14 protein-coding genes are annotated in these 19,783 nt (G+C 63.4%); 4 read left to right on the top strand and 10 right to left on the bottom strand.

What is annotated here, in order from left to right; genetic code table 11:
• Positions 1-9 precede the first annotated feature (9 nt).
• Complete coding sequence (locus FRC98_RS02855) at positions 10-624, top strand: methyltransferase domain-containing protein (protein WP_146979781.1); 615 nt, start codon at positions 10-12, stop codon at positions 622-624.
• 14 nt (positions 625-638) lie between these two features.
• Here the strand turns inward: FRC98_RS02855 and FRC98_RS02850 are convergent, their stop codons facing one another.
• Positions 639-1,157, bottom strand: coding sequence for a metallophosphoesterase family protein (locus tag FRC98_RS02850; protein ID WP_146979780.1), 519 nt, complete (start codon positions 1,155-1,157; stop codon positions 639-641).
• 286 nt (positions 1,158-1,443) lie between these two features.
• On the opposite strand from FRC98_RS02850, the gene FRC98_RS02845 reads away from it, so the two are divergent.
• Positions 1,444-2,685 (top strand): hypothetical protein, encoded by a 1,242-nt coding sequence (locus FRC98_RS02845; RefSeq protein WP_146979779.1) that lies wholly within the window; start codon positions 1,444-1,446, stop codon positions 2,683-2,685.
• 593 nt (positions 2,686-3,278) lie between these two features.
• On the opposite strand, the gene FRC98_RS02840 is transcribed toward FRC98_RS02845, so the two are convergent.
• The 3 genes from FRC98_RS02840 to fusA all read right to left on the bottom strand — a co-directional run bounded on the left by FRC98_RS02840 (position 3,279) and on the right by fusA (position 7,213).
• Entirely contained in the window at positions 3,279-4,406 is a 1,128-nt protein-coding gene (locus FRC98_RS02840; protein ID WP_146979778.1) for a CNNM domain-containing protein, read from the bottom strand.
• A gap of 19 nt (positions 4,407-4,425) precedes the next feature.
• Positions 4,426-4,989 (bottom strand): NADPH-dependent FMN reductase, encoded by a 564-nt coding sequence (locus FRC98_RS02835; protein ID WP_146979777.1) that lies wholly within the window; start codon positions 4,987-4,989, stop codon positions 4,426-4,428.
• A gap of 136 nt (positions 4,990-5,125) precedes the next feature.
• Positions 5,126-7,213, bottom strand: coding sequence for an elongation factor G (fusA, locus tag FRC98_RS02830; RefSeq protein ID WP_146979776.1), 2,088 nt, complete (start codon positions 7,211-7,213; stop codon positions 5,126-5,128).
• A 571-nt stretch (positions 7,214-7,784) separates the two neighbouring features.
• Between fusA and FRC98_RS02825 the strand changes: the two genes are divergently transcribed.
• Positions 7,785-10,577 carry a DNA translocase FtsK gene (locus FRC98_RS02825; RefSeq protein WP_230467206.1) on the top strand — a complete coding sequence of 931 codons (2,793 nt, stop codon included), beginning with the start codon at positions 7,785-7,787 and terminating at the stop codon, positions 10,575-10,577.
• Positions 10,578-10,644: 67 nt separating this feature from the next.
• Here FRC98_RS02825 and FRC98_RS02820 read toward each other — a convergent pair whose 3' ends face one another.
• A complete protein-coding gene (locus FRC98_RS02820; RefSeq protein WP_146979775.1) occupies positions 10,645-11,421 on the bottom strand; it encodes a tRNA 2-thiocytidine biosynthesis TtcA family protein in 777 nt (258 codons plus the stop codon).
• A gap of 217 nt (positions 11,422-11,638) precedes the next feature.
• On the opposite strand from FRC98_RS02820, the gene FRC98_RS02815 reads away from it, so the two are divergent.
• Positions 11,639-12,601: an FHA domain-containing protein gene (locus tag FRC98_RS02815; protein WP_146979774.1), complete on the top strand. Its 963-nt coding sequence runs from the start codon at positions 11,639-11,641 to the stop codon at positions 12,599-12,601.
• A 143-nt stretch (positions 12,602-12,744) separates the two neighbouring features.
• Here FRC98_RS02815 and FRC98_RS02810 read toward each other — a convergent pair whose 3' ends face one another.
• From FRC98_RS02810 to FRC98_RS02790, 5 genes are all read right to left on the bottom strand, one after another.
• On the bottom strand, positions 12,745-14,388 hold the full coding sequence (locus FRC98_RS02810) for an NADH-quinone oxidoreductase subunit N (RefSeq protein WP_146979773.1): 1,644 nt from the start codon (positions 14,386-14,388) through the stop codon (positions 12,745-12,747).
• Between the two features lie 66 nt (positions 14,389-14,454).
• Entirely contained in the window at positions 14,455-16,269 is a 1,815-nt protein-coding gene (locus tag FRC98_RS02805) for a complex I subunit 4 family protein (protein WP_146979772.1), read from the bottom strand.
• Between the two features lie 94 nt (positions 16,270-16,363).
• Positions 16,364-18,487 carry an NADH-quinone oxidoreductase subunit L gene (nuoL, locus tag FRC98_RS02800; RefSeq protein WP_146979771.1) on the bottom strand — a complete coding sequence of 708 codons (2,124 nt, stop codon included), beginning with the start codon at positions 18,485-18,487 and terminating at the stop codon, positions 16,364-16,366.
• 94 nt (positions 18,488-18,581) lie between these two features.
• On the bottom strand, positions 18,582-18,893 hold the full coding sequence (gene nuoK / locus FRC98_RS02795) for an NADH-quinone oxidoreductase subunit NuoK (protein ID WP_115603029.1): 312 nt from the start codon (positions 18,891-18,893) through the stop codon (positions 18,582-18,584).
• Positions 18,894-18,979: 86 nt separating this feature from the next.
• Positions 18,980-19,753: an NADH-quinone oxidoreductase subunit J family protein gene (locus FRC98_RS02790; protein ID WP_230467205.1), complete on the bottom strand. Its 774-nt coding sequence runs from the start codon at positions 19,751-19,753 to the stop codon at positions 18,980-18,982.
• Positions 19,754-19,783: the final 30 nt, after the last annotated feature.

The following is a 19,783-nucleotide window of genomic DNA, read 5'->3' as shown; positions in this document are numbered from 1 at the left end:
AGGAACCCTATGTCCTGGGAAGACGCCTGGCGCGAGGGACGCACCGGCTGGGACGCCGGCCAGTCCTCCCCCCTTCTTCAAACCTTAGTCGAACGCGGCGAACTCAAAGGTCGCTCCGCCCTGGTCCCCGGGTGTGGGGCAGGCTACGACGTCATCACCCTGGCCAGCACCTTCGACGAGGCCCGCGGCCTCGACCTCGCGCCGACGGCCCGCGAGCGTTTTATGGAACTTCGCGACGCCGCCGGCCTCTCCGAAGAGCGCGCGCCCTACCAGGTGGGCGACTTCTTCGAAGACGATCTGCACGCCCCCTTCGATGTGGTGTGGGATTACACCTTCCTCTGCGCCATCGACCCCACCCTTCGCCCCCGCTGGGCCGAGCGCATGGCCGCCCTCATCGCCCCCGGCGGCCTGCTCGCCACGTTGATCTTCCCGGTGCTCGAAGACGATCCGCAGCGCGAGACGGAGCGCATGGCCAACGGCCCGCCTTTTCCCCTTCGCCCCACAGGCGTCGAGGCGCTCGTCGCCCCCCACTTCAAGACACGCCGGCTCGACCCCGTGCCCCCGGACCTAAGCCACCCCGGACGCGAAGAGATGGAGTGGCTCGGCATCTTCGAGCGCGCGTAAGCCCCATGAGCCCCTCAGCGCTCTCCCTTCTCCAACGACGCGCTGCGCGGCCCCAGCACCACCCGGTCCATCGCGAAGCTGCCATCCTCCTCGATATGCAGAATCGCCGCGTAGCGCTCCGTATGAAACCCCACCCGCCCCGCAGCCCCCGGGTTCACCCAGAGCGTCGGCCCCACCTTCCCCACCACCGGGATATGGCTGTGCCCCACCACCAGCACATCCGGCCGCAGCCTGGAGATAAGTTCGCGGGCCGCCGGTCGTGGGCGCTTGGGCGAGCCCGCGATATGCAGCGCGCTGATCTTCTTGCCGGCCACCATCACGCTGGCCTCCAGCGGATAAAATCGCAGCTCCCCGCCGTCGATATTGCCCCGCACCACCGTCACCGGCGCCACCTCCTCCAGGCGATGAATCACCTCCTCTCGCCCGATATCACCGGCATGCACAATATGCGCGACGTTTTTGAATACTTCGAGGACTTGTTCGTCCAGCCAGCCGTGCGTATCTGAGACCAGCCCCACGCTTGTTCGTCCCATCTCCACCCTCGTAAAGTCTCGTAAACCCTTGAAATGACTGGCCCGTCACGACGCGGCGTGTCTAAGAAATATCTTGCACGACCCTTCTGACGTGTGCACGATGGCCGCGTCTCACTCCCGAGAAAACCCGAACTTAGAGAGCTCGCGATTCGCGGGACGAGATGAACGTCGAAGTACCATGCAGAAGTTGAATCGTCACTGTATCACCGTTTGAGTTGTAGGCCGGCAAGGCCGCCGGCCGCTTTGGATGGACACCAATGTAGGTGTCGCAAACACGGAGCTGTACATGAAGATGAATACGCAACTGCGATGGATGTTCACCCTGGCCGCCGCCGGCGCCATGACCCTGACCCTTGTGCCGGAAGCCGACGCCGCGCGTCGTGCCAGCCTCGGCCAGAACCGCCTGATCCTCGACAAGAACGACGTCTACCTCTTCCCCCAGACCTCCACCGAGTACAACAACCTGCTCAGCCTGGAGTACGGCGGCGCGCAGAACGCCGGCTCCGGCCTCGCGCTCATCGGCAACGACGCCATGGTCTTCGGTCTGGGCATCTACCGCGGCGACCTCTTCACCGCGCAGAGCTACCCCTACAACCTGGGCCACCCCAACCTGGGCAACATCGGCAACCCGCTCGCCCCGATCAGCCCCCAGGCCCACACCATCTTCGACCTCTTCGCCGGCTTTGACATGGGCGCAGGCTCCGCCGGCGCCCGCCTCTCGCTGGGTAACGGCGGCTTCCGCAACGTCGACGGCGAAGACGTCGTCGACGCCGAGACCCACAACTTCGTGGGCCTGACCCTGGGTTACTCCATGATGGGTGACACCCGCGTGGACACCGGCCTCAACATCCAGTTCAACTCCGGCAACCAGATCAACGGCGGCGACGACGTCCTCGACGTCACTCGCCTGGCCATCGGCGCCACCGCCCGCGCCTACGTCCCCATGGCCGAGCGCACCAGCCTCGGCATCCTCGGTGACGTGACCTTTGAGAGCAACGGCCTGACCGGCCGCACCTACGACGCCAACGGCGACGAGACCTCCAGCACCGAAGCCTCCTCCAGCGCCTTCGGCATCATGGCCGGCGTCGGTCCGGTCTTTGAGCTCAAGGAAGCCACCACCCTGGCCGGTTACGCCCTGCTCGGCGTGGCCACCGAGGGCACCGACCCCGACGTCGAGACCGACTTCGACCGCCAGCGCGTCACCACCTACCTGACCCCGGGTCTGCACGTCGCCGCCGACATCCAGCTCCTCGACTGGCTCTACTTCCGCACCGGCGCGCAGTACACCTACCTGGGCGCGACGACCTCCAACGAGATCGACCCCAACGCTGGCAACAACGTGCGCGACACCACCACCGCCAACATCCGCACCAGCGACTTCGGCTGGCGCGCGGGCCTGGGCGTCGAGCTGGGTGACTTCACCCTCGACGGCGCCTTCCAGGCCGGCTTCATCACCAACGGCCCTGACTTCCTCGGTGGCGCCGGCGGCGGCATGTTCACCTCGGTGGCCGCGGGCTACCGCTTCTAAGCCACATCCCCGGGGTGGAGACGCTCGCGTAACGCGCCGCGCCTCCACCTGATCGAAAGTCCCAAAACCCCGGCCGCTCGCGGCCGGGGTTTTTCGTTCAGGTCCCTCTTGACCTCAACGCCCCACCTCCCAATCCCTTAAGCACCCCTTCGTCACTTCGACGAATACCCCCTTATGGGTAACTCAAGCGCCTCGTCACTTCGACGAAGGCTCCCTGAAGCCCTTAAGCACCCCTTCGTCACTTCGACGAATACCCCCTTATGGGTAACTCACACGCTTCGTCGTCTCGACGAACGACTCCCGCAGCTCGTGGACACTTCGCGTCACTTCGACGAACGCCCCCCACGGCTCGTGGACACCCCTCGTCACCTCGACGAACACCTCCCACGGAGCGCGGGCAGCGCGCGTTACCTCAACGACTGTGTCCCCGTCGAACCGTGCCCCGCCGATGGGTAACGCGCCATGGTTGCGCGACGCCCTCCCCGGCACCTCGTCGCAGAAAAGCGCCCTGAACAAAAAACCCTGCGAACTCCCGAAGGAGCCCGCAGGGCTGTCTCAAAAGCCGCACGCTTGATGGAGAGCGCCAGCTACGCTCAGACGTCGTCGGGGGTACGCTCGCTCTTCTCGGCGTCCACCGCGACCCCTTCGCTGGCCTGGGCCGTCACGCTCTCAAACTGCTCGGTGGAGATGCCCATGCGTTTGGCGCGGCGCAGCCACTGCTTGCGCGCCATATCCCGCATATCCTGCTCCACGTCCGACTCGTCGACGATCTCCAGACCCAGCAGCGTCTCCACCACGTCCTCCATGGTGACAAGCCCGGCGATGCCGCCGTACTCATCAACCACCACCGCGATATGGTGCTGCTCGGCCACGAAGAGCTCAAAAAGCTCACGCACCGAGAGGTGCTCCGGCACAAACTTGATGTCGCGGCGGTGTTCTACGAGCTTGCGTGTCTCATGGTCGCGCGCCAGATCCAGGAGCAGGTCCCCTTTGAGCACATAGCCCACGATCTCGTCGGCTTTCTCACGGTAAATCGGGATGCGCGAGAAGACCGGGTTGGGATGTGTCTCAAAAAAATCGCCGATGGCCGTGTCCTGCTCCACGGCTAGAAGCACCGTGCGCGGGGTCATGATATCGCGCACCCGCAGCGCTCCGACCCGCAGCACGTTCTGCAGAAGAATCGACTCACCGATGTCGACAACCCCTTCCTGCACGCCGATCTCGGTCATCGCGCTCATCTCTTCGCGGCTCAGCTGCGGCTGCGCCTCTTTTGAGGAGAGCACCTTCATCAGAAGCTGCGAGACCACCACCAGCGGGTAACTGATGATAATCAACACCGGCAAAATACGCGCGACCGGACCGCTGAGTCCTCGCCAGTAGTTCGCGCCGACGGTCTTCGGAATGATCTCGGTCAGAAAGAGAATCGCCAGCGTCATCACCGCCGAGACCACCCCGACATAACCCTCGCCCCAGATCTTTGTGGCCTCGGCACCCACGCCGACCGCGCCGACGGTGTGCGCGATGGTGTTCACGCTCAAAATCGCCGCCAGCGGCCGGTCCACATCACTTTTGAGTCGATGCAGCAGCTCGCCAATGGGCTGGCCCTCGTTACGCAGCGCCGCCACATAGGAGGGGGTCACGCTTAAGAGCACGGACTCCAGCAGCGAACACAGAAAGGAGGTCCCGAGCGCAAAGAGCGCATAAATTATCAGCAGTGTCATCGACTCTTCGTCCTCGCGCTCAGGCGCGCGTCAACGCTCTGGCAAATTCAACGAAATCAGCGAGCAAACCATCGAGCTGCTCATTCAACTCGGCGCTCTTGAGGCTGCCATCATCCTCAAACGCCTGGTGGGCCATCGAAAGCCCGAACATCCGCGGTGAGACCACCGCCCCCATCGACTCCAGCGGGATACGGGTCTGCCACAGACCGCGGTTGCCGCCGATCATCGAAGGAGACGCACTCATCAGGAGCAAGGGCTTATCACGAAGCGGCCCGGGACGGTAGCGGGAGAGCCAGTCCAGCGCATTCTTGAGGTTGCCCGGGATCGAGTAGTTGTACTCCGGGGTCACCAGCAGCAGCGCATCCGCCGCCTCCACCGCCGCCTTCATCCGCTCCGCCCCCTCGGGGAAGCCCTCCTCCTGGAGGTCCTGATTATAAAGGGGCATCTCGAACTCCGCGAAGCTCCGTCGGTCGACCTCCACCCCTTCCATCGCGTCGAGCAGCGAGGCTGCCACTTCAAAGAGCTTTCCGTTATGGGAGTTCTGACGCAGCGATGCGGCAAAACCCATGACTTTCAATGCCATCGTGAACCTCCAGCGCCTTTAAGACGTTTCTCGAAAAAGGGTACGCGCGAAAAAGTCGCGCATAAAAAAAGCGGCGCTCCCCGGATGTTCTCCGGGGAGCGCCGCCCTTATTGCTTGCTACTTAAGACCATCTGGCTCAGCTGTTCTCAGCGGCGCGCTTGGCCTGGTACTCCTTGATCAGGTCTTCCTGGACCGAACGCGGCACCGGAGCGTACTTGGCGAACTCCATGGAGAACTCCGCCTTGCCCTGGGTCGAGCTGCGCAGGTCGTTGGAGTAGCCGAACATCTCGCTGAGCGGCACCTCCGCCATCACCACCGCGTAGCCCTGACGGGTACGCGAGCCGGTGATCATACCGCGGCGCTTGTTCAGACCACCGAGCACCGCCCCGCTGAACTCCTCGGGGCTCTCGACCTCAACCTTCATGATCGGCTCGAGGATGACCGGGTTGGCACGCTTGTAGGCGTCGCGGAAGGCCGCGCGGGCCGCCAGGCGGAAGGCCATATCGGAGGAGTCAACCGCGTGGGAGTTACCGTCGATGATCGCCGCCTTGACGTTGACCACCGGGAAGCCGATGAGACCACCTTCGTCCATCTGGTCCTGGAAGCCCTTATCACAGGAGGGCTGGTACTCTTTGGGGATCACACCACCGGTGATGTTGTTGATGAACTGGTAGTGCTCACCCTCATCGGCCGGCGCAAGCCAACCCACGACGCGCGCGTACTGACCCGAACCACCCGTCTGCTTCTTGTGGGTGTAATCGAAGTCGGCCTGCGTGGTGACCGTCTCACGGTAAGCAACCTGCGGCTGACCCACCTCAACGTCGACGCCGTACTCACGACGAATACGCTCGATGTAAACCTCCAGGTGAAGCTCGCCCATACCACCGATGATGGTCTGGCCGCTCTCCTCGTCACGCGAGACGCGGAAGGTCGGGTCTTCCTTGGAGAAGCGGTTGAGCGCCTTGGAGAAGTTCTGAAGGCCGTCCTTCTTCTTGGGCTCAACGGCGAAGGTGATAACCGGGTCGGGCACGTGAATCGAGGTCATGGTCACCTCGATGTTGCCGTCGGTGAAGGTATCACCCGAGGCGCAGTCGATACCGAAGAGCGCCACGATGTCGCCGGCAACCGCCGTGTCGATGTCGTGCATCTCATCGGAGTGCATGCGCACCAGACGACCGACCTTGTGCTTGTTCTGGTTGCTCATGTTGTAGATGAAGTCGCCCTTGTTGAGGCGGCCCTGGTAGATGCGGCAGTAGGTCAGCTGACCGTAGCGACCGTCTTCCAGTTTGAACGCGAGCATGACGAGCGGCTTCTCGGGCACCGGCTCGAGATCCACCTTGCTCTCCTCTTCGTCCATCGAGAGCGCGTGGTAGGGCATCTCCAGCGGGCTGGGCAGGTAGCTGACCACCGCGTCGAGCAGAAGCTGAACGCCCTTGTTCTTGTACGCCGAGCCCATGAAGACCGGGGTCATCGAGCGCGAGATGGTGGCTTTGCGAATCGCCGGAACCAGCATCTCGGCGGTCACAGGCTCGCCTTCGAGGTACGCCATGGCGATCTCGTCATCGAGGTCAGCCAGCGCTTCCACGAGCTTGGCGCGGTACTTCTCGACCTCGTCCTTGATCTCGGCGGGAACCTCTTCGGTGCGGATGATCTCACCGTTGTCGCCTTCGAAGTAGTGCGCCTTACGGGTCAGAAGGTCGACCGCACCGACGTGCTTGTCTTCCAGACCGATCGGGTACTGCATCAGCACGGCGTTGTGCTTGAGCTGGTCACGCAGCTGCTCGGTCACCGAGAAGGGATCGGCACCGGAGCGGTCGCACTTATTGATGAACGCCATGCGCGGGACGTTGTAGCGGCGCATCTGACGGTCAACGGTGATCGACTGCGACTGCACGCCGGCAACCGAGCAGAGCACCAGGATGGCGCCATCGAGCACGCGCAGGGCGCGCTCAACTTCAATCGTGAAGTCGACGTGGCCCGGGGTGTCAATGATGTTGATGGCGTTCTCGCCCCACTTGCAGTAGGTCGCCGCCGACTGGATCGTGATGCCTTTTTCGCGCTCCAGATCCATGGAGTCCATCTTGGCACCGACGCCGTCTTTGCCGCGGACGTCGTGGATGGCGTGAATCTGGCCGGTGTAGAACAAGATACGCTCGGTGAGCGTGGTCTTACCGGAGTCGATGTGGGCGGAGATCCCGATGTTACGAAGTTTGTTCAGGTCCATGATCCTACTCGGTTATGTTGAGACGACGGGCTGGCGCGATTTGCGCGTAGCGCCTACCCCATTTCGGAGCGCCTGTCACGTCGGTTGACGAAGTTTTTTGCCACGCCCCGACGATCTTCGGGATACGGCATACGAAGCCACCACCCGGGCCGGGAGGCAGCGGCGAGGGCCTCACAAAGGTGATATCCTCGCCAGTTGCTCAGAGAAAACGACGCGGCGCCTGCGTCGCTCCCGCGAGCGCCGGCGGACTCTATAGCGGCTCTGCGCGAAATATCAAGCCCCACTCCCCTCTCCGCGCTGGCCGTTGAACGTGGCCCCCCGCCCCCTTCTTCCCGAAGACCTCCTCGGCCGCCTCTTTTCCACCCCGCTCTGCCCCCTCCCAGCGCCGAATTGAAAACTTGCAGCCTCCGATCGCCGTGGTAGGTTGAGCGTGGAATCGTCTCGCAGACTTGCGCGCCCTGTTCAATCGCGTGGGTGCGGGTCACGCGCACGGAAGCGCGTCGCTCGCCAGGGCCCACTCGGCGCAAAACGCAAGCTCTGCGACCCCAATGCATTGCCACGGAGGGCAGTCATGGCGGCCAAGAGCGCTGCATCTTCATCCTCAAAATCCTCGAAGAAAAAGTCGACCTCCCGCTCCTCGAGCAGCAAGGCCAAAGCGGCCCCCCGGGTCAACGGCACCTCCTTTGCGCTGCAGCGTGAGCTCAGCGGGGTGGTGCTCCTGGCGTTGGCGCTGGTCTTTCTTCTCTCCATCGCCAGCTTCAACCCGGCCGACCTCGCCCGTGGCGAAGCTGCGCCCACTAACCTGATTGGCCCCTTCGGCGTCTGGGTGGGCGATGTGCTGCTGACGATCTTCGGGCTCGGTGCCTTCTTCATCAACGCCCTGCTCTGGTACTTCGGCATCTCCATGCTGCTGGGCCGCGACATTGAAGCGCGCCCTGGCGAGATCATCGGACAGCTGCTCTTCGTGCTCTCGGGCACGGTGCTCGGGCACCTGGCGCTAAGCGGCTATCTCGTGCTCGGCCATGAGCCCGGCGGCTGGATCGGCGCCTTCGGCGGCGAGTTGATGCGCGGCGCGGTGGGCACGGTGGGAACGGCTATTCTGGCGGGCAGCGCGTTTCTTATCGGTGCGGTGCTTGTCACCGACATGAGCCCGGGCGCGGTCGCGCGCTGGTTCGCCGCCCAGATTCACCGCTTTATGGCCTGGATGCGCCACCGCCGCGCGGTGCGCCGCGAGTTCAAGCAGCGCTACCAGGAAGAACGCGACCGCCTGCTCGCCGGCGAAGAGCTCACCATCGCCGAAGAAGCACGCCTGGAAGCGGAGCGCGCCGTCCTGGGCAAAACCACGCGCAATTACGACTTCGAGGAGAGCCTCGACGAGGAGGTCGAGCGCAAGGTCGCCGGTCGCCTGGCGCGTCTCTTTGGCCCGCGCCTGCGCAACGCCGAGCTCGCCGACGACGCTCCGGCCTCCTCCGATGAGGCCAGCGACGAGGCTCCCGCGAAGACCTCTTCCGAGAAAAAGAGCGAGAAAAAGAACAAGAAAAGCGACGCCAAAAAAGATGCCCCCTCCAACCCCGTCGCCAACGACGAGGGCTGGGAGATGGGCGAGCTTGCGACCGACGCCGACATCAAAGCCGAGCCGATTCCGATCGCCGGGCTCGATGAGGCCGGCCCCTCCGAGGAGGCCATCGAGGTCAGCGACACCCAGGTCATCGACATGCGCTCGGAGCGCGAGGCCAGCGCCCCGGTCAAAGGCGACTTCGGCCCGCAGATCGTCGAGAGCGAGGCCACCCGCAAAGCCCGCGAGCGCCAGCAGATGCTCGAGAGCGACGACAACGGCGGCCTGCTCTTCAAGCCCCAGAAAAAGGGCAATTACGAGCTTCCGCCCATCAGTTTCTTGAACTTTGACCGTGGCGAGGAGGTCGCCGTCGACTCCGACGCCCTGCGCGATATGGCCGCCCAGATCGAAAAGACTCTGGCCGACTTCAAGGTCGAGGGCACCGTGGTGGAGATCTGCCCCGGTCCGGTCATTACGATGTTCGAGTTCAGCCCGGCTCCCGGCGTCAAGCTCTCGAAGATCGCCAACCTCTCGGATGACCTGGCCATGGCGCTGGCCGCGCACAGCGTGCGTATCGTGGCGCCCATCCCCGGCAAGGGTGTGGTGGGCATTGAGGTGCCCAACCCCTCCCGCGAGATGGTCTACCTCAAAGAGATCATCGCCGATGAAGCCTTTGCCGATAATAAGAAGATGCAGCTGCCGCTGGCCCTGGGCAAAGACACCGAGGGCGGGCCTGTTATCGCCGACCTGGCGAGGATGCCCCACCTGCTCGTCGCCGGTGCCACCGGCGCGGGTAAGTCGGTGGCGGTCAACACCATGGTCTGCAGCCTGCTCTACAAGCACACCCCCGACGATGTGCGCATGATCATGGTCGACCCGAAGATGCTCGAGTTCAGCATCTACGCCGACATCCCGCACCTGCTCCTGCCGGTTGTGACCGACCCCAAGCAGGCCACTGTCGCGCTCAACTGGACGGTCCAGGAGATGGAGCGTCGCTACCAGGCCCTGGCCGATATGGGCGTGCGCAACGTCACCGGCTACAACGACAAGATCAAAAAGCTCACCAAACAGGCCGAGCTCGACCAGCTCAACGGCCTGGAAGACTCCGAGGCGCTGCGTTCCTTAGGCATCGACCACAAAGGCGACCCGGAGCACAAACACCTGCCCTTCATCATCGTGATCATCGACGAGTTCGCCGACCTGATGATGACCGCCTCCAAAGACGTGGAGACCGCCGTGGCGCGCCTGGCCCAGAAGGCACGTGCCGCCGGCATCCACCTGATCCTGGCCACCCAGCGCCCCTCCACCGACGTCATCACCGGCCTTATTAAGGCCAACTTCCCCACCCGTCTGGCGCTGCGCGTGACCAGCAAGACCGACAGCCGGGTTATCCTCGACGCCAACGGCGCCGAGAACCTGCTGGGTAACGGTGACATGCTCTTTGTGCCGCCGGGCACGAGCTTTTTGCAGCGTACCCACGGCGCCTACGTCTCGGAGAAGGAGATCGACAAGATGGTCGAGTTCCTCAAGGTCCAGGGCGAGCCCAACTACGATGAATCGATCCTCGCCGAAGATGGTGAGGATGATGAGAGCGCGGTGGCCGACGAGGATAAAGACGAGTTCTACGAGGAGGCTGTGCGCCTGGTCGTCGAATCGAAACAGGCCTCCATCTCGATGCTCCAGCGCAAGCTGCGCGTGGGCTACAACCGCGCCGCCCGCATGGTCGATATTATGGAGATCGAGGGCATCGTCGGAGAATCCGACGGGTATAAGCCGCGCGAGGTGCTGGTCGACCAGTCCCCTTACTGAGGCGCCCTGCCCAACAGGACATCATCCGCCACAAAAAAACGCCGCGAAACGCGGCGTTTTTTTTCGTTCAGGCACTCTCAACCGAAACGTCACTGAAGACCGCCGGGTCGCCATAGAGGGCCTCACGCACCGAGGCGTACACATCGCGGTGGGCGAGCTCGGAAAATCCCTGCCAGAAGGCCTTGACGTCGCGGCGGCTCGACTGCGGGAAGCTGTCGCAGACCGGGCAAGCCACCGGCATCAACCCGACCTCGTCGACCCAGGCTTCAATCTTTCGCTCCTCGACGAGAATCAGCGGCCGAATCGTCGTGACCGGATGGGTCGACGCCGGCGTGGCGGGCTTGAGCGGGTCGAGGCGGCTGCCAAAGAGCAGATTTAAGAAATACGTCTCCACGGCATCATCGAGGTGATGCCCCATCGCGAGTTTGGTGTAGCCCTGCTCCGCGCAGTACGCGTTGAGGATGCCGCGGCGCATTCGCCCGCAGATGGCACAGGGGATCTGCCCGGGTTTGAGCATCTTCTGCACCACCGAGTGGGTGTCGCGGTCGATCACTTCGAGCGGCGCGCCCAGGCGCGCCATCGCGGCGTTGAGGCCCTCGCGGTCAAAGCCGGGCTGGTTCTGGTCGAGGTGAATCAAGGTGACCTTAAAGCCCATATCCTCGCGCGCGGCGAGCTCCAGCATGGCGGCTGCGAGCAGAAGCGAGTCTTTGCCGCCGGAGATGCCTACGGCCACGTGGTCGCCGGGCTCCACCAGCGCGAAGTCGCGCACGGCGCGCTCCACAAGCTTCATCACCGGGCGGCTGACGCGGGGGGGCTCAGGGGTTTCAAGGGGCGCAGCGCTCATGGTGGGGCTCTCAGGGTGCAGGTTTGACAACGATCTGCTCGCGGGCAGCTTCGGCGGCGGATTCTACCGGCTGCGCGCCGGTGCGCAAGGCCTACGCCCTTCGCTTGCGGCGTCACGCACAGGCCTAGGCGCGCGGGCCGGTCGTAGAGTAGACTATGCGCATCGAGGCCGGCTCTCGGCCGCACCCAACGTCTGGAACCATCCCCTGGAGGAGTTCATGTCCGACGCCATCATCTGCCCCCAATGTCAGACTGCCCACTACGCCAGCGAAGCGTATTGCGAGAGCTGCGGTGCCGACCTGAGCGCGGCGGCGCCGGCCCCCGACGACGATCCCTTTGCCTTCGACGAGGCCCCTGAGGAGGTTGACGCTGAGCAGGGCTACGAAGCCGACGACGACTTCGAGCTGGCCGAGATCCCGGTTGAGCCCCTCGACGCCGAGGATGGGTACGACGATCTCGACCAGGGCTATGGCGACCCGGACGAGGAGGACCAGTACTTCGATGGCGAGGGCTACGACCTCGTGGAAGTCAGCGACGCCTCCCAGGAGCCCCCGACCCCGCCCGGTGCCGATGCATCGCTCGACTACCCCGAGGTCGCCGTCGAGGCCGCGGTGGGCGAACATTCCGAAGATCTCGCCGAGTTCGGAGCACTGGATGTGGAGCCCATCGACAGCGAGGATGACCCGCTCTTTGAGGGCGCCGAAGACGACCTGGGCGACGTCCCCGACATGCTCGCCAGCGAACCAGAGGTCGAGTTCGAGCAGACCCCGGCGGCAAAACTCGAGCCGCAGCGCACCACCCCGCGCGAGCGCCCCGAAGTTCAACCTCTGCCGGTGCCCGGCCCCTATGAGGAGCCCGCCCTGCTGACGCTTTTCCGCGACCAGAAGGCGCTGGAGACCTACGCCGTGGAGCTCGACGCGCTGGTGGTAGGCCGCGCCGATGCTGAGCGTGAGCACACCCCGCACATCGACCTGAGTGAGCACGCTGGCGAGGCGGTGTCGCGCCGCCAGGTGGCGATCTACCGTCAGAACAAGAACTACATCGTCTGCAACCTCGCCGCGTCGGGAACCCAGTACAACGACGAGTTGTTGGAGCCCGGCGATCGCCGGCGCCTCAACGAAGGCGATACGCTGGTGCTTGGCGAAAAGGTCGCGCTGCGCTTCTCGCTGCCGGCGGTCTGAACCTCTGCGCGCACCGGCGCGGACCGGACCCGAGAACATAAAAAAGCCCCGGAGCCGTTGAGGCTCCGGGGCTTTTTTATGACTCAAAATGTGTGCGTGACCCCGGTCCGCGACGGGCGGGCCCAAGGTCTATCGCGAGCGCCTTACTCGGCGGCCTGCCGGGCGTCCAGCGCTTGCTGACCAAGGTCGAGCGTGGCCTGCACCGCCGAGGAGACGCCCTGGAAGTCGAGGATGGACTCCTGGGTGATCTCGATGGCGCGCGCCGGGAAGATGCCCAGGTACAGGGTCATCGCCGCACAGACCACCATCGCCACCTTCGGACCGGTGTGCTCCAGCGGGCGGAACGCGCGCTTCTCGGGCTTCATGTACATGTAGATGAGCACCTTCAGGTAGTAATACACGCCGGCCACGCTGCTGAGCACGCCCAGGATGGCAAGCCCGATGAAGGAGAACTCATCGGTTTGCATACCCACATCGATCGCCGAGCGGAAGATGTAGAACTTGCCCAGGAAGCCAGCTGTGGGCGGGATGCCCGCTGCCGAGAAGATGCTGATGCCCATCACAAGACCCATCATCGGGTACTTGATGCCCAGCTGACCCAGGTCTTCGAAGGTCTCCACCGACTCACCGCGGCGGCTGAAGTAGGAGAGCACCGCAAAGGACCCGATCGTGCCGAAGGTGTAGGACACCAGGTAAAAGAGGATGGCGTCGTTGTGCAGGAAAAAGCGCGGGTGGGCGTTGGCCGCCGTAAAGCCCAGCAGCAGGTAGCCAGCGTGAGCGATCGAGGAGTAGGCCAGCATGCGCTTGACGTTGTTCTGCACAAGCGCCACCACGTTGCCGAGCACCATCGAGAAGGCCGCCAGCGCAAACGCGATGTCAATCCAGCCGTAGCCGAAGAAGCCGCCACGCAGCACATCGAGCGGGAAGGCCACCGCGAAGACGCGCATCAGGCCGGCGAACGCGATCGCCTTGACCGCCGTCGCCATGAAACCGACCACAGGCGTGGGGCTGCCGGTGTAAACGTCGGGCGTCCAGATGTGGAAGGGAACCGCGGCGACCTTAAACGCAAAACCGCTGAAGATCAGGAGCACACCGAGCATCGCCAGACCAAAGCCCGCGTGCTGCCCCTCACCACCTTCGAGGTAGTAGAGGTTCTGGGCGATCATCTCCAGGTTGGTCGTGCCGGTGGCGCCGTAGATCAGCGCGATGCCGTAGAGCATCAACGCCGCCGAGAAGGCACCCAGCACGAAGTACTTCATCGAGGCCTCGGCGCTGCGCGAATCTTCGCGCAGGAAGCCGGCGAGCACGTAGATCGGGATCGACATGATCTCAAAGGCGATGAAGAGGCTGAGCAGGTCGGCCGACGCCGCCATAAAGATCATGCCCGCCACGCTGAAGAGCACCAGCAGGTAATACTCCCCGCGGTCCATCCGGTGGCTGCGCAGGACCGCTGGCGAGCAGAGGATCGCCAGCGCGCCGCTCACACAGGCCAACGCGCTGAAGAAGAGCGCGAAGCGGTCCAGGTAGAGCATCCCGAAGAAGGTCGGAGCCTCCAGGGTGCCGTCCCACAGGTACCAGCTGCTCGCGGCGCCCACGCCCAGACCGATGACCGAGAAGTAGGCCAGGTAGTCGCGCGGCGTCCCCTTGCGGTGAAATACGTCGATGAGAATGAACGCCAACGCCACAAGCGTGACGATCATCCCGGGGACGATCGCGGCGAACTCCGCGCCCTGGGGCGGTGTGAGCATCGCGAGCGTGTTCAATGTGGAGAGCAATTGCATGGTCATTACATCCGTCTCAGCAGCTACGGCGCAGAAACACACGCCGAGTTAACGTCCGGGCGCTTGAAGGTCTCAGCGCTCGTTACGCTCTTTGGCCAGGTCGATCATCGAGCCCTGCGGGACCCAGCTCGGGTCAAGAGGCTCGACCACCACGGTGTTCGCCTCGGTGACGTTCTGGTCCATGTAGGTCAAAAACTGATGAATCGAGGGATCCATCCGGCTCAGGAAGAATTTGGGGAAGACGCCCATGAAGATGGCCATCAGCACGATCGGCACGAGCACGCCAATCTCGCGGGCGCTCAGGCGGGGCATCGTGCGGATCTCATCGTGAACCACCGAGCCGAACATCACCCGCTTGAACATCCACAGCAGGTAGGCCGCGCCCAGGATGACGCCGGAGGTCGCAAAGATCGTGAAGACAAAGGCCGTGATCTCCGGGCCGGCCTGACGCGCCGAGCCAATCGCCACATCGGTCATGGCCGAGAGCTCGTAGACCCCGTAGCCCGAGCCGGCGTTCTCCGGCTTGATGAAACCAAAGGGCGACTCAAACCAAAGGAAGTGGCTCTGCGAGGTGCCCATAATGCTCAGGAACTCACCGACGAAGCCGTTGAGACCGGGCAGACCGGCCGAGGCAAACGTGATGATCATGAAGAAGGTCGCGAACATCGGCATCACGCTGGCCACCCCGCCGAAGTCGGCGATCTGGCGCGAGTGACGACGCTCATAAAGCACGCCCACGCAGAGGAAGAGTCCGCCGGTGGCGATACCGTGGGCGAGCATCACGTACATCGCCCCGCTGATGCCCTGGGGCGTCATGGCCACAAGGCCCAGCACACAGAAGCCGAGGTGGCTGACTGAGGAGTAGGCCACGAGCTTCTTCACATCATCCTGCACCAGGGCCACGATCGCCCCGTAGATGATGCCGATCACCGACAACACCGCGATATAGGGCGCAAAGGTCTTGAGCGCATCGGGGAAGAGCGGGAAGGCGTAGCGCAGGATCCCGTAGGTACCCATCTTCAGCATCACCGCCGCCAGGATCACAGAACCGGCAGTCGGCGCCTGAACGTGCGCCAGCGGCAGCCAGGTGTGGAAGGGGAAGAGCGGGACCTTAATCGCGAACGCCAGGAAGAAGGCCGCAAAGAGCCAGAACTGCTCGGTGGCGCTGAAGTCCGCCGCCAGGATGTCGGTGTAAAGGAAGGAGAAGGTCCCGGTCTGCACGCCCGCCTGGAAGTAGACGTACATGATGGCGAGCAGCATCAGGATCGAGCCCAGCATCGTGTAGATGAAGAAGGTCGCGGCCGCTTTCACGCGATCCGCCCCACCCCACACGCCGATGATGAAGTACATCGGGATGAGCATCACTTCCCAGAAGATGTAGAAGAGGAAGACGTCGGTGGCCACAAGCGCACCGATCATCCCCACCTCAAGGAAGAGCAGGCAGATCATGTACTCTTTGACGTTCTCGTGCACCGACGAGTAGGTCGACCAGATCGCCAGCGGCATCAAGAAGGTCGTCAAGAGCACCAGCCAGTAGCTGAAGCCGTCAATGCCCAGCGCGTAGCTCACCCCCAGGGAGGGAATCCACTCGTAGGGCCCCTCGGTCAGCTGGAAGGTGAACGCCTCCCCTGCCGCCATCGGAAGCGATGGGTCGAAGAGCACCAGAATCCCGATGCTCACCGCAAAGACACCCAGCGAGGTGAGCAGCGCCACGTTACGCAGCACCTGCACCTGATCGCGCGGGATCAAGAGCAGCGCCAGGATCCCCAGAAGCGGCCCGAAAGTCGTCAACGTCAGCCAGGGAATGCCTCCCTCGCTGACCGCCGCGGCCTGGGCCAGAAGCGGGTTGCCCGCCAGGGCACTAAAGATGTTCGTCAATTGAACCATCGGTCCTAATCCAGTGCTCGGTTCACGCGCGTTGCCATCGATGCTGCGCGCGCGCCTTAAGGGTTACCTCGAACGTCCCAACGTGGGCCTGCCTTTAAGCGAGACAGCCCGGGTAGAAGATCGCCAGGACTACAAGCGCCAGCGCAAGGCTGATGTACGTGGCGTAGCGCTGCACATTGCCGCTCTGCAGGTTGCGCAAAATGCGACCCAGGTTCTGGGTCATAAACGCCGCGCCTCCCACCAGCAGGCCGGCGATGATGTTCTTGTCGAACCAGGTCATCACCTTCCCGATAAGCAACGTCGGGCGAACAAACGCCGCGAAGTAGCCCTCATCGACGAAGTACTTGTTGGACAGCACGTAATGAAGTTTGGTCACGCGAGCGTGAATCACGCCCGGAAGGTCGGTGCGCTTGACGTACATCAGGTACGCCAGGCCAATGCCCACACCGGCGATGATCACGCTGGTCGCCGCGGCCAGGCCTTCGGCCAGGTAGGGGTGCTCACCGAAGCGGCCGATGATGCGGTAGGTGTCCGAGACCACAAAGACCTCGGCCAGCCAGTGCTCAAGGCCCAGCGCATAGTGCTTGAGGCCTGCCGGGAAGGCCGCCGCGATGAAGTGCGGCCAGCCGATGTAGCCACCGACCACCGAGAGGAAGGCCAGCACCAGCAGCGCCACCAGCATCGCCGAGGGCGACTCGTGGATGTGGCTCTTGGTCTCGTCATCCGCACGGCACTCGCCATGGAAGGTCATGAAGTAGGCGCGGAACATGTAGAAGGCGGTCAAACCCGCGGTGAGCACACCGACGATGAAGACGAACCAGTTGATGAAGAGCGCGCCACCGAGAACTTCGAGCGCGTGCCCCTCGGCCGCCACAACCGCCGGAGCGAGCGTGGTGGTGAACATCTCCATCTGCGCCGTCTCCAGCACGCCGGCGACGTTAAGCACGTGCACGTTGGAGAGCGCGCTCCAGAGGATGAAGTCCTTGGAGTAGAAGCCGGCAAAGAGCGGCACCCCGGCAATCGCCAGCGTCCCGACCAGGAAGGCGGCGTGGGTCCAGGGCATGTACTTCTTAAGCCCGCCCATCTTGCGCATGTCCTGCTCGTGGTGCATGCCGTGAATCACGCTACCGGCCGCGAGGAAGAGCAGCGCCTTAAAGAAGGCGTGGGTCATCAGGTGGAAGACCGCCGCGGTGAACGAGCCCACACCCACGGCCATGAACATAAAGCCGAGCTGTGAGACGGTGGAGTAGGCCAGCACCTTCTTGATGTCGGTCTGAACGATCGCGATCGTCGCAGCCATCAGCGCGGTCAAGGAGCCGACCACGGCCACGATCATCATCAGGTTGGGATCGAGGGTGAAGATCCAGTTGATGCGCGAGAGCAAGAAGACGCCGGCGGTGACCATCGTCGCCGCGTGAATCAGCGCACTGACCGGCGTCGGACCGGCCATCGCGTCGGGGAGCCAGACGTAGAGCGGAATCTGCGCGCTCTTACCCGTGCAGCCCAGGAAGATCAGCACGCCAACAGGCAGCGCGATCGGGAGTAGCACAGCGGCGGTGGCGGTGTTCGTGGCCAGCGCCTCAAGCTCCAGGTAATCCCAGGTGCCCGCGGTGAAGAAGAGGATAAACATCCCCAGCAGGAAGAAGAAGTCGCCCACACGGTTGACGATAAAGGCCTTCTGGCCTGCGGCGGCCTTGTCGGCGTCGCTGTACCAGAAGCCGATGAGCAGGTAGCTGGCCATCCCCACGCCTTCCCAACCGATGAAGGTCACGAGCATGTTCTTGCCCAGGGCAAGGAGCAGCATCGCGAACACAAAGAGGTTGAGGTAGGCGAAGTAGCGCCACTTCGAGGGGTCCTCGGCCATGTAGCCGGTCGAGTAGATGTGAATCAGCAGACCGACGCCGGTGATGATCAGCACCAGCACCGCCGAGAGGGGATCGAACAAAAACGCGATCTCGGCGCCCAGGCTCCCGCTGAAGATCCACTGGAAGGCGGTGTAGCTCAGGTGCCCCACCTCCTCGCCATTGCCCTGGTTGACCAGGGCCTGGAAGCTCACCAGCGCGAACGCAAAGGAAAGCGCCATCGCCCCGCAGGCCACCCAGTTGACCAGGTTCTTGGGGAGCTTCGCGCCAAAAAGGCCGTTGATGATCGCGCCGAGCATCGGCATCAGCACAATCAGGCCGAGGAAATAAAAACTATCGGAGTAAAGCGGTTCCATGATCGCCTATTCTATCGCCAGGGAGTCGCACCTGCGGCCCCTCCCCTTCCATTCACATCGAGGGGAGCGGCCCATCCATCATGCGGCCCGTGTCCTAGTACTGAAGCTGCTGCATCTCGTCGACGTTCACGCTGCGCTTATGCCGGAAGACATGCAGCACAATGGCCAGGGCAACGGCCGCCTCGGCCGCCGCCACCGCCATGACAAAGAAGGCAAAGATGTGCCCGTCCATGTCGATGCGATAACGGCTAAAGGCGATGAAGGTCAGGTTCACCGCGTTGAGCATCAACTCGATGCTCATAAAAAGGATGATCGCGTTACGACGCACCATCACCCCGATCATCCCGATCGAGAAGATCGCCGCCGAGAGGATCAAATAATGTGCGAGGGTTGGTTCCCAGGACATGCCCACACTCCATCCACAAAGACGTGCAACCGGTTGGTCACGGGCCGCACGTTGCGTGGGCGGCCCGGGTTGCGCATAAGCGTCGGTTAAGCGACGCGTCGTTTAGCGATGATCATGGCGCCGATGATGGCCGCCAGAAGAAGAATCGCGGTCAGCTCAAAGGGGACCACAAAACGGTTCACAAGCGCGATGCTGATCGGCTTGAACGTGCCGTAGAGCCCCTGACGACCGGGGGTTACCGAACCCTCGCGCGTCTCGGCGCTGAGCGCCGGCGGAAGCTCAAAAGGTACGGTGGTATCAAAGCGGTTGTACTTGCCCCGGGCGGGGTTGCCCTGGCCGGCTTCCCAGGCCGCAAGCTGCGCCTGGTAGCTGCGCTCAAGCCCCTCCTCATTGAGGTCGGCGGCAAGCCCGGGGATCTCCGAGCCGGTTATACGCGCGACGCGCTCACCCTCCTCGGCCTGCTCCACCTGCCGGGCATACTCCTGGCGGCCCTGGTCGACCTTCTCGTCGCTGACGACGGCCAGAATCGAGGCGCCCGCGAAGAAGAAGATCGCAAGTCCGCTGGCGATCGCCGCCACAAAATGCAGCTGAAAACGGTTCTCGCCAAGCTCCTCATCACGCAGGTTCAAGAGCATGATGATGAAGAGGAAGAGCACCATAATCGCGCCGCCGTAGACCAACACCTGGACGATCGCCAGGAAGTGGGCCGAGAGCAGCACGTAGAGGCCGGCGAAGAAGAAGAAGTCCACGATCAGCGCAAGCGCGCTGTAGAGGGGGTTGCGCACAAGAATCACGGTGAGACTTGTGACCAGCGCCCCCAGCGCAAACATCCAGAAGAAAAGGGGTTCCCAAAAACCCATTGAAACACTCCACGCGAGAGGCCGGGACGC

The organism is Lujinxingia vulgaris (assembly GCF_007997015.1).
Lineage (GTDB): Bacteria > Myxococcota_A > Bradymonadia > Bradymonadales > Bradymonadaceae > Lujinxingia > Lujinxingia vulgaris.
The sequence above is the reverse complement of the archived record's forward strand: the minus strand, read 5'-3'. Positions and strand labels throughout refer to the sequence as shown.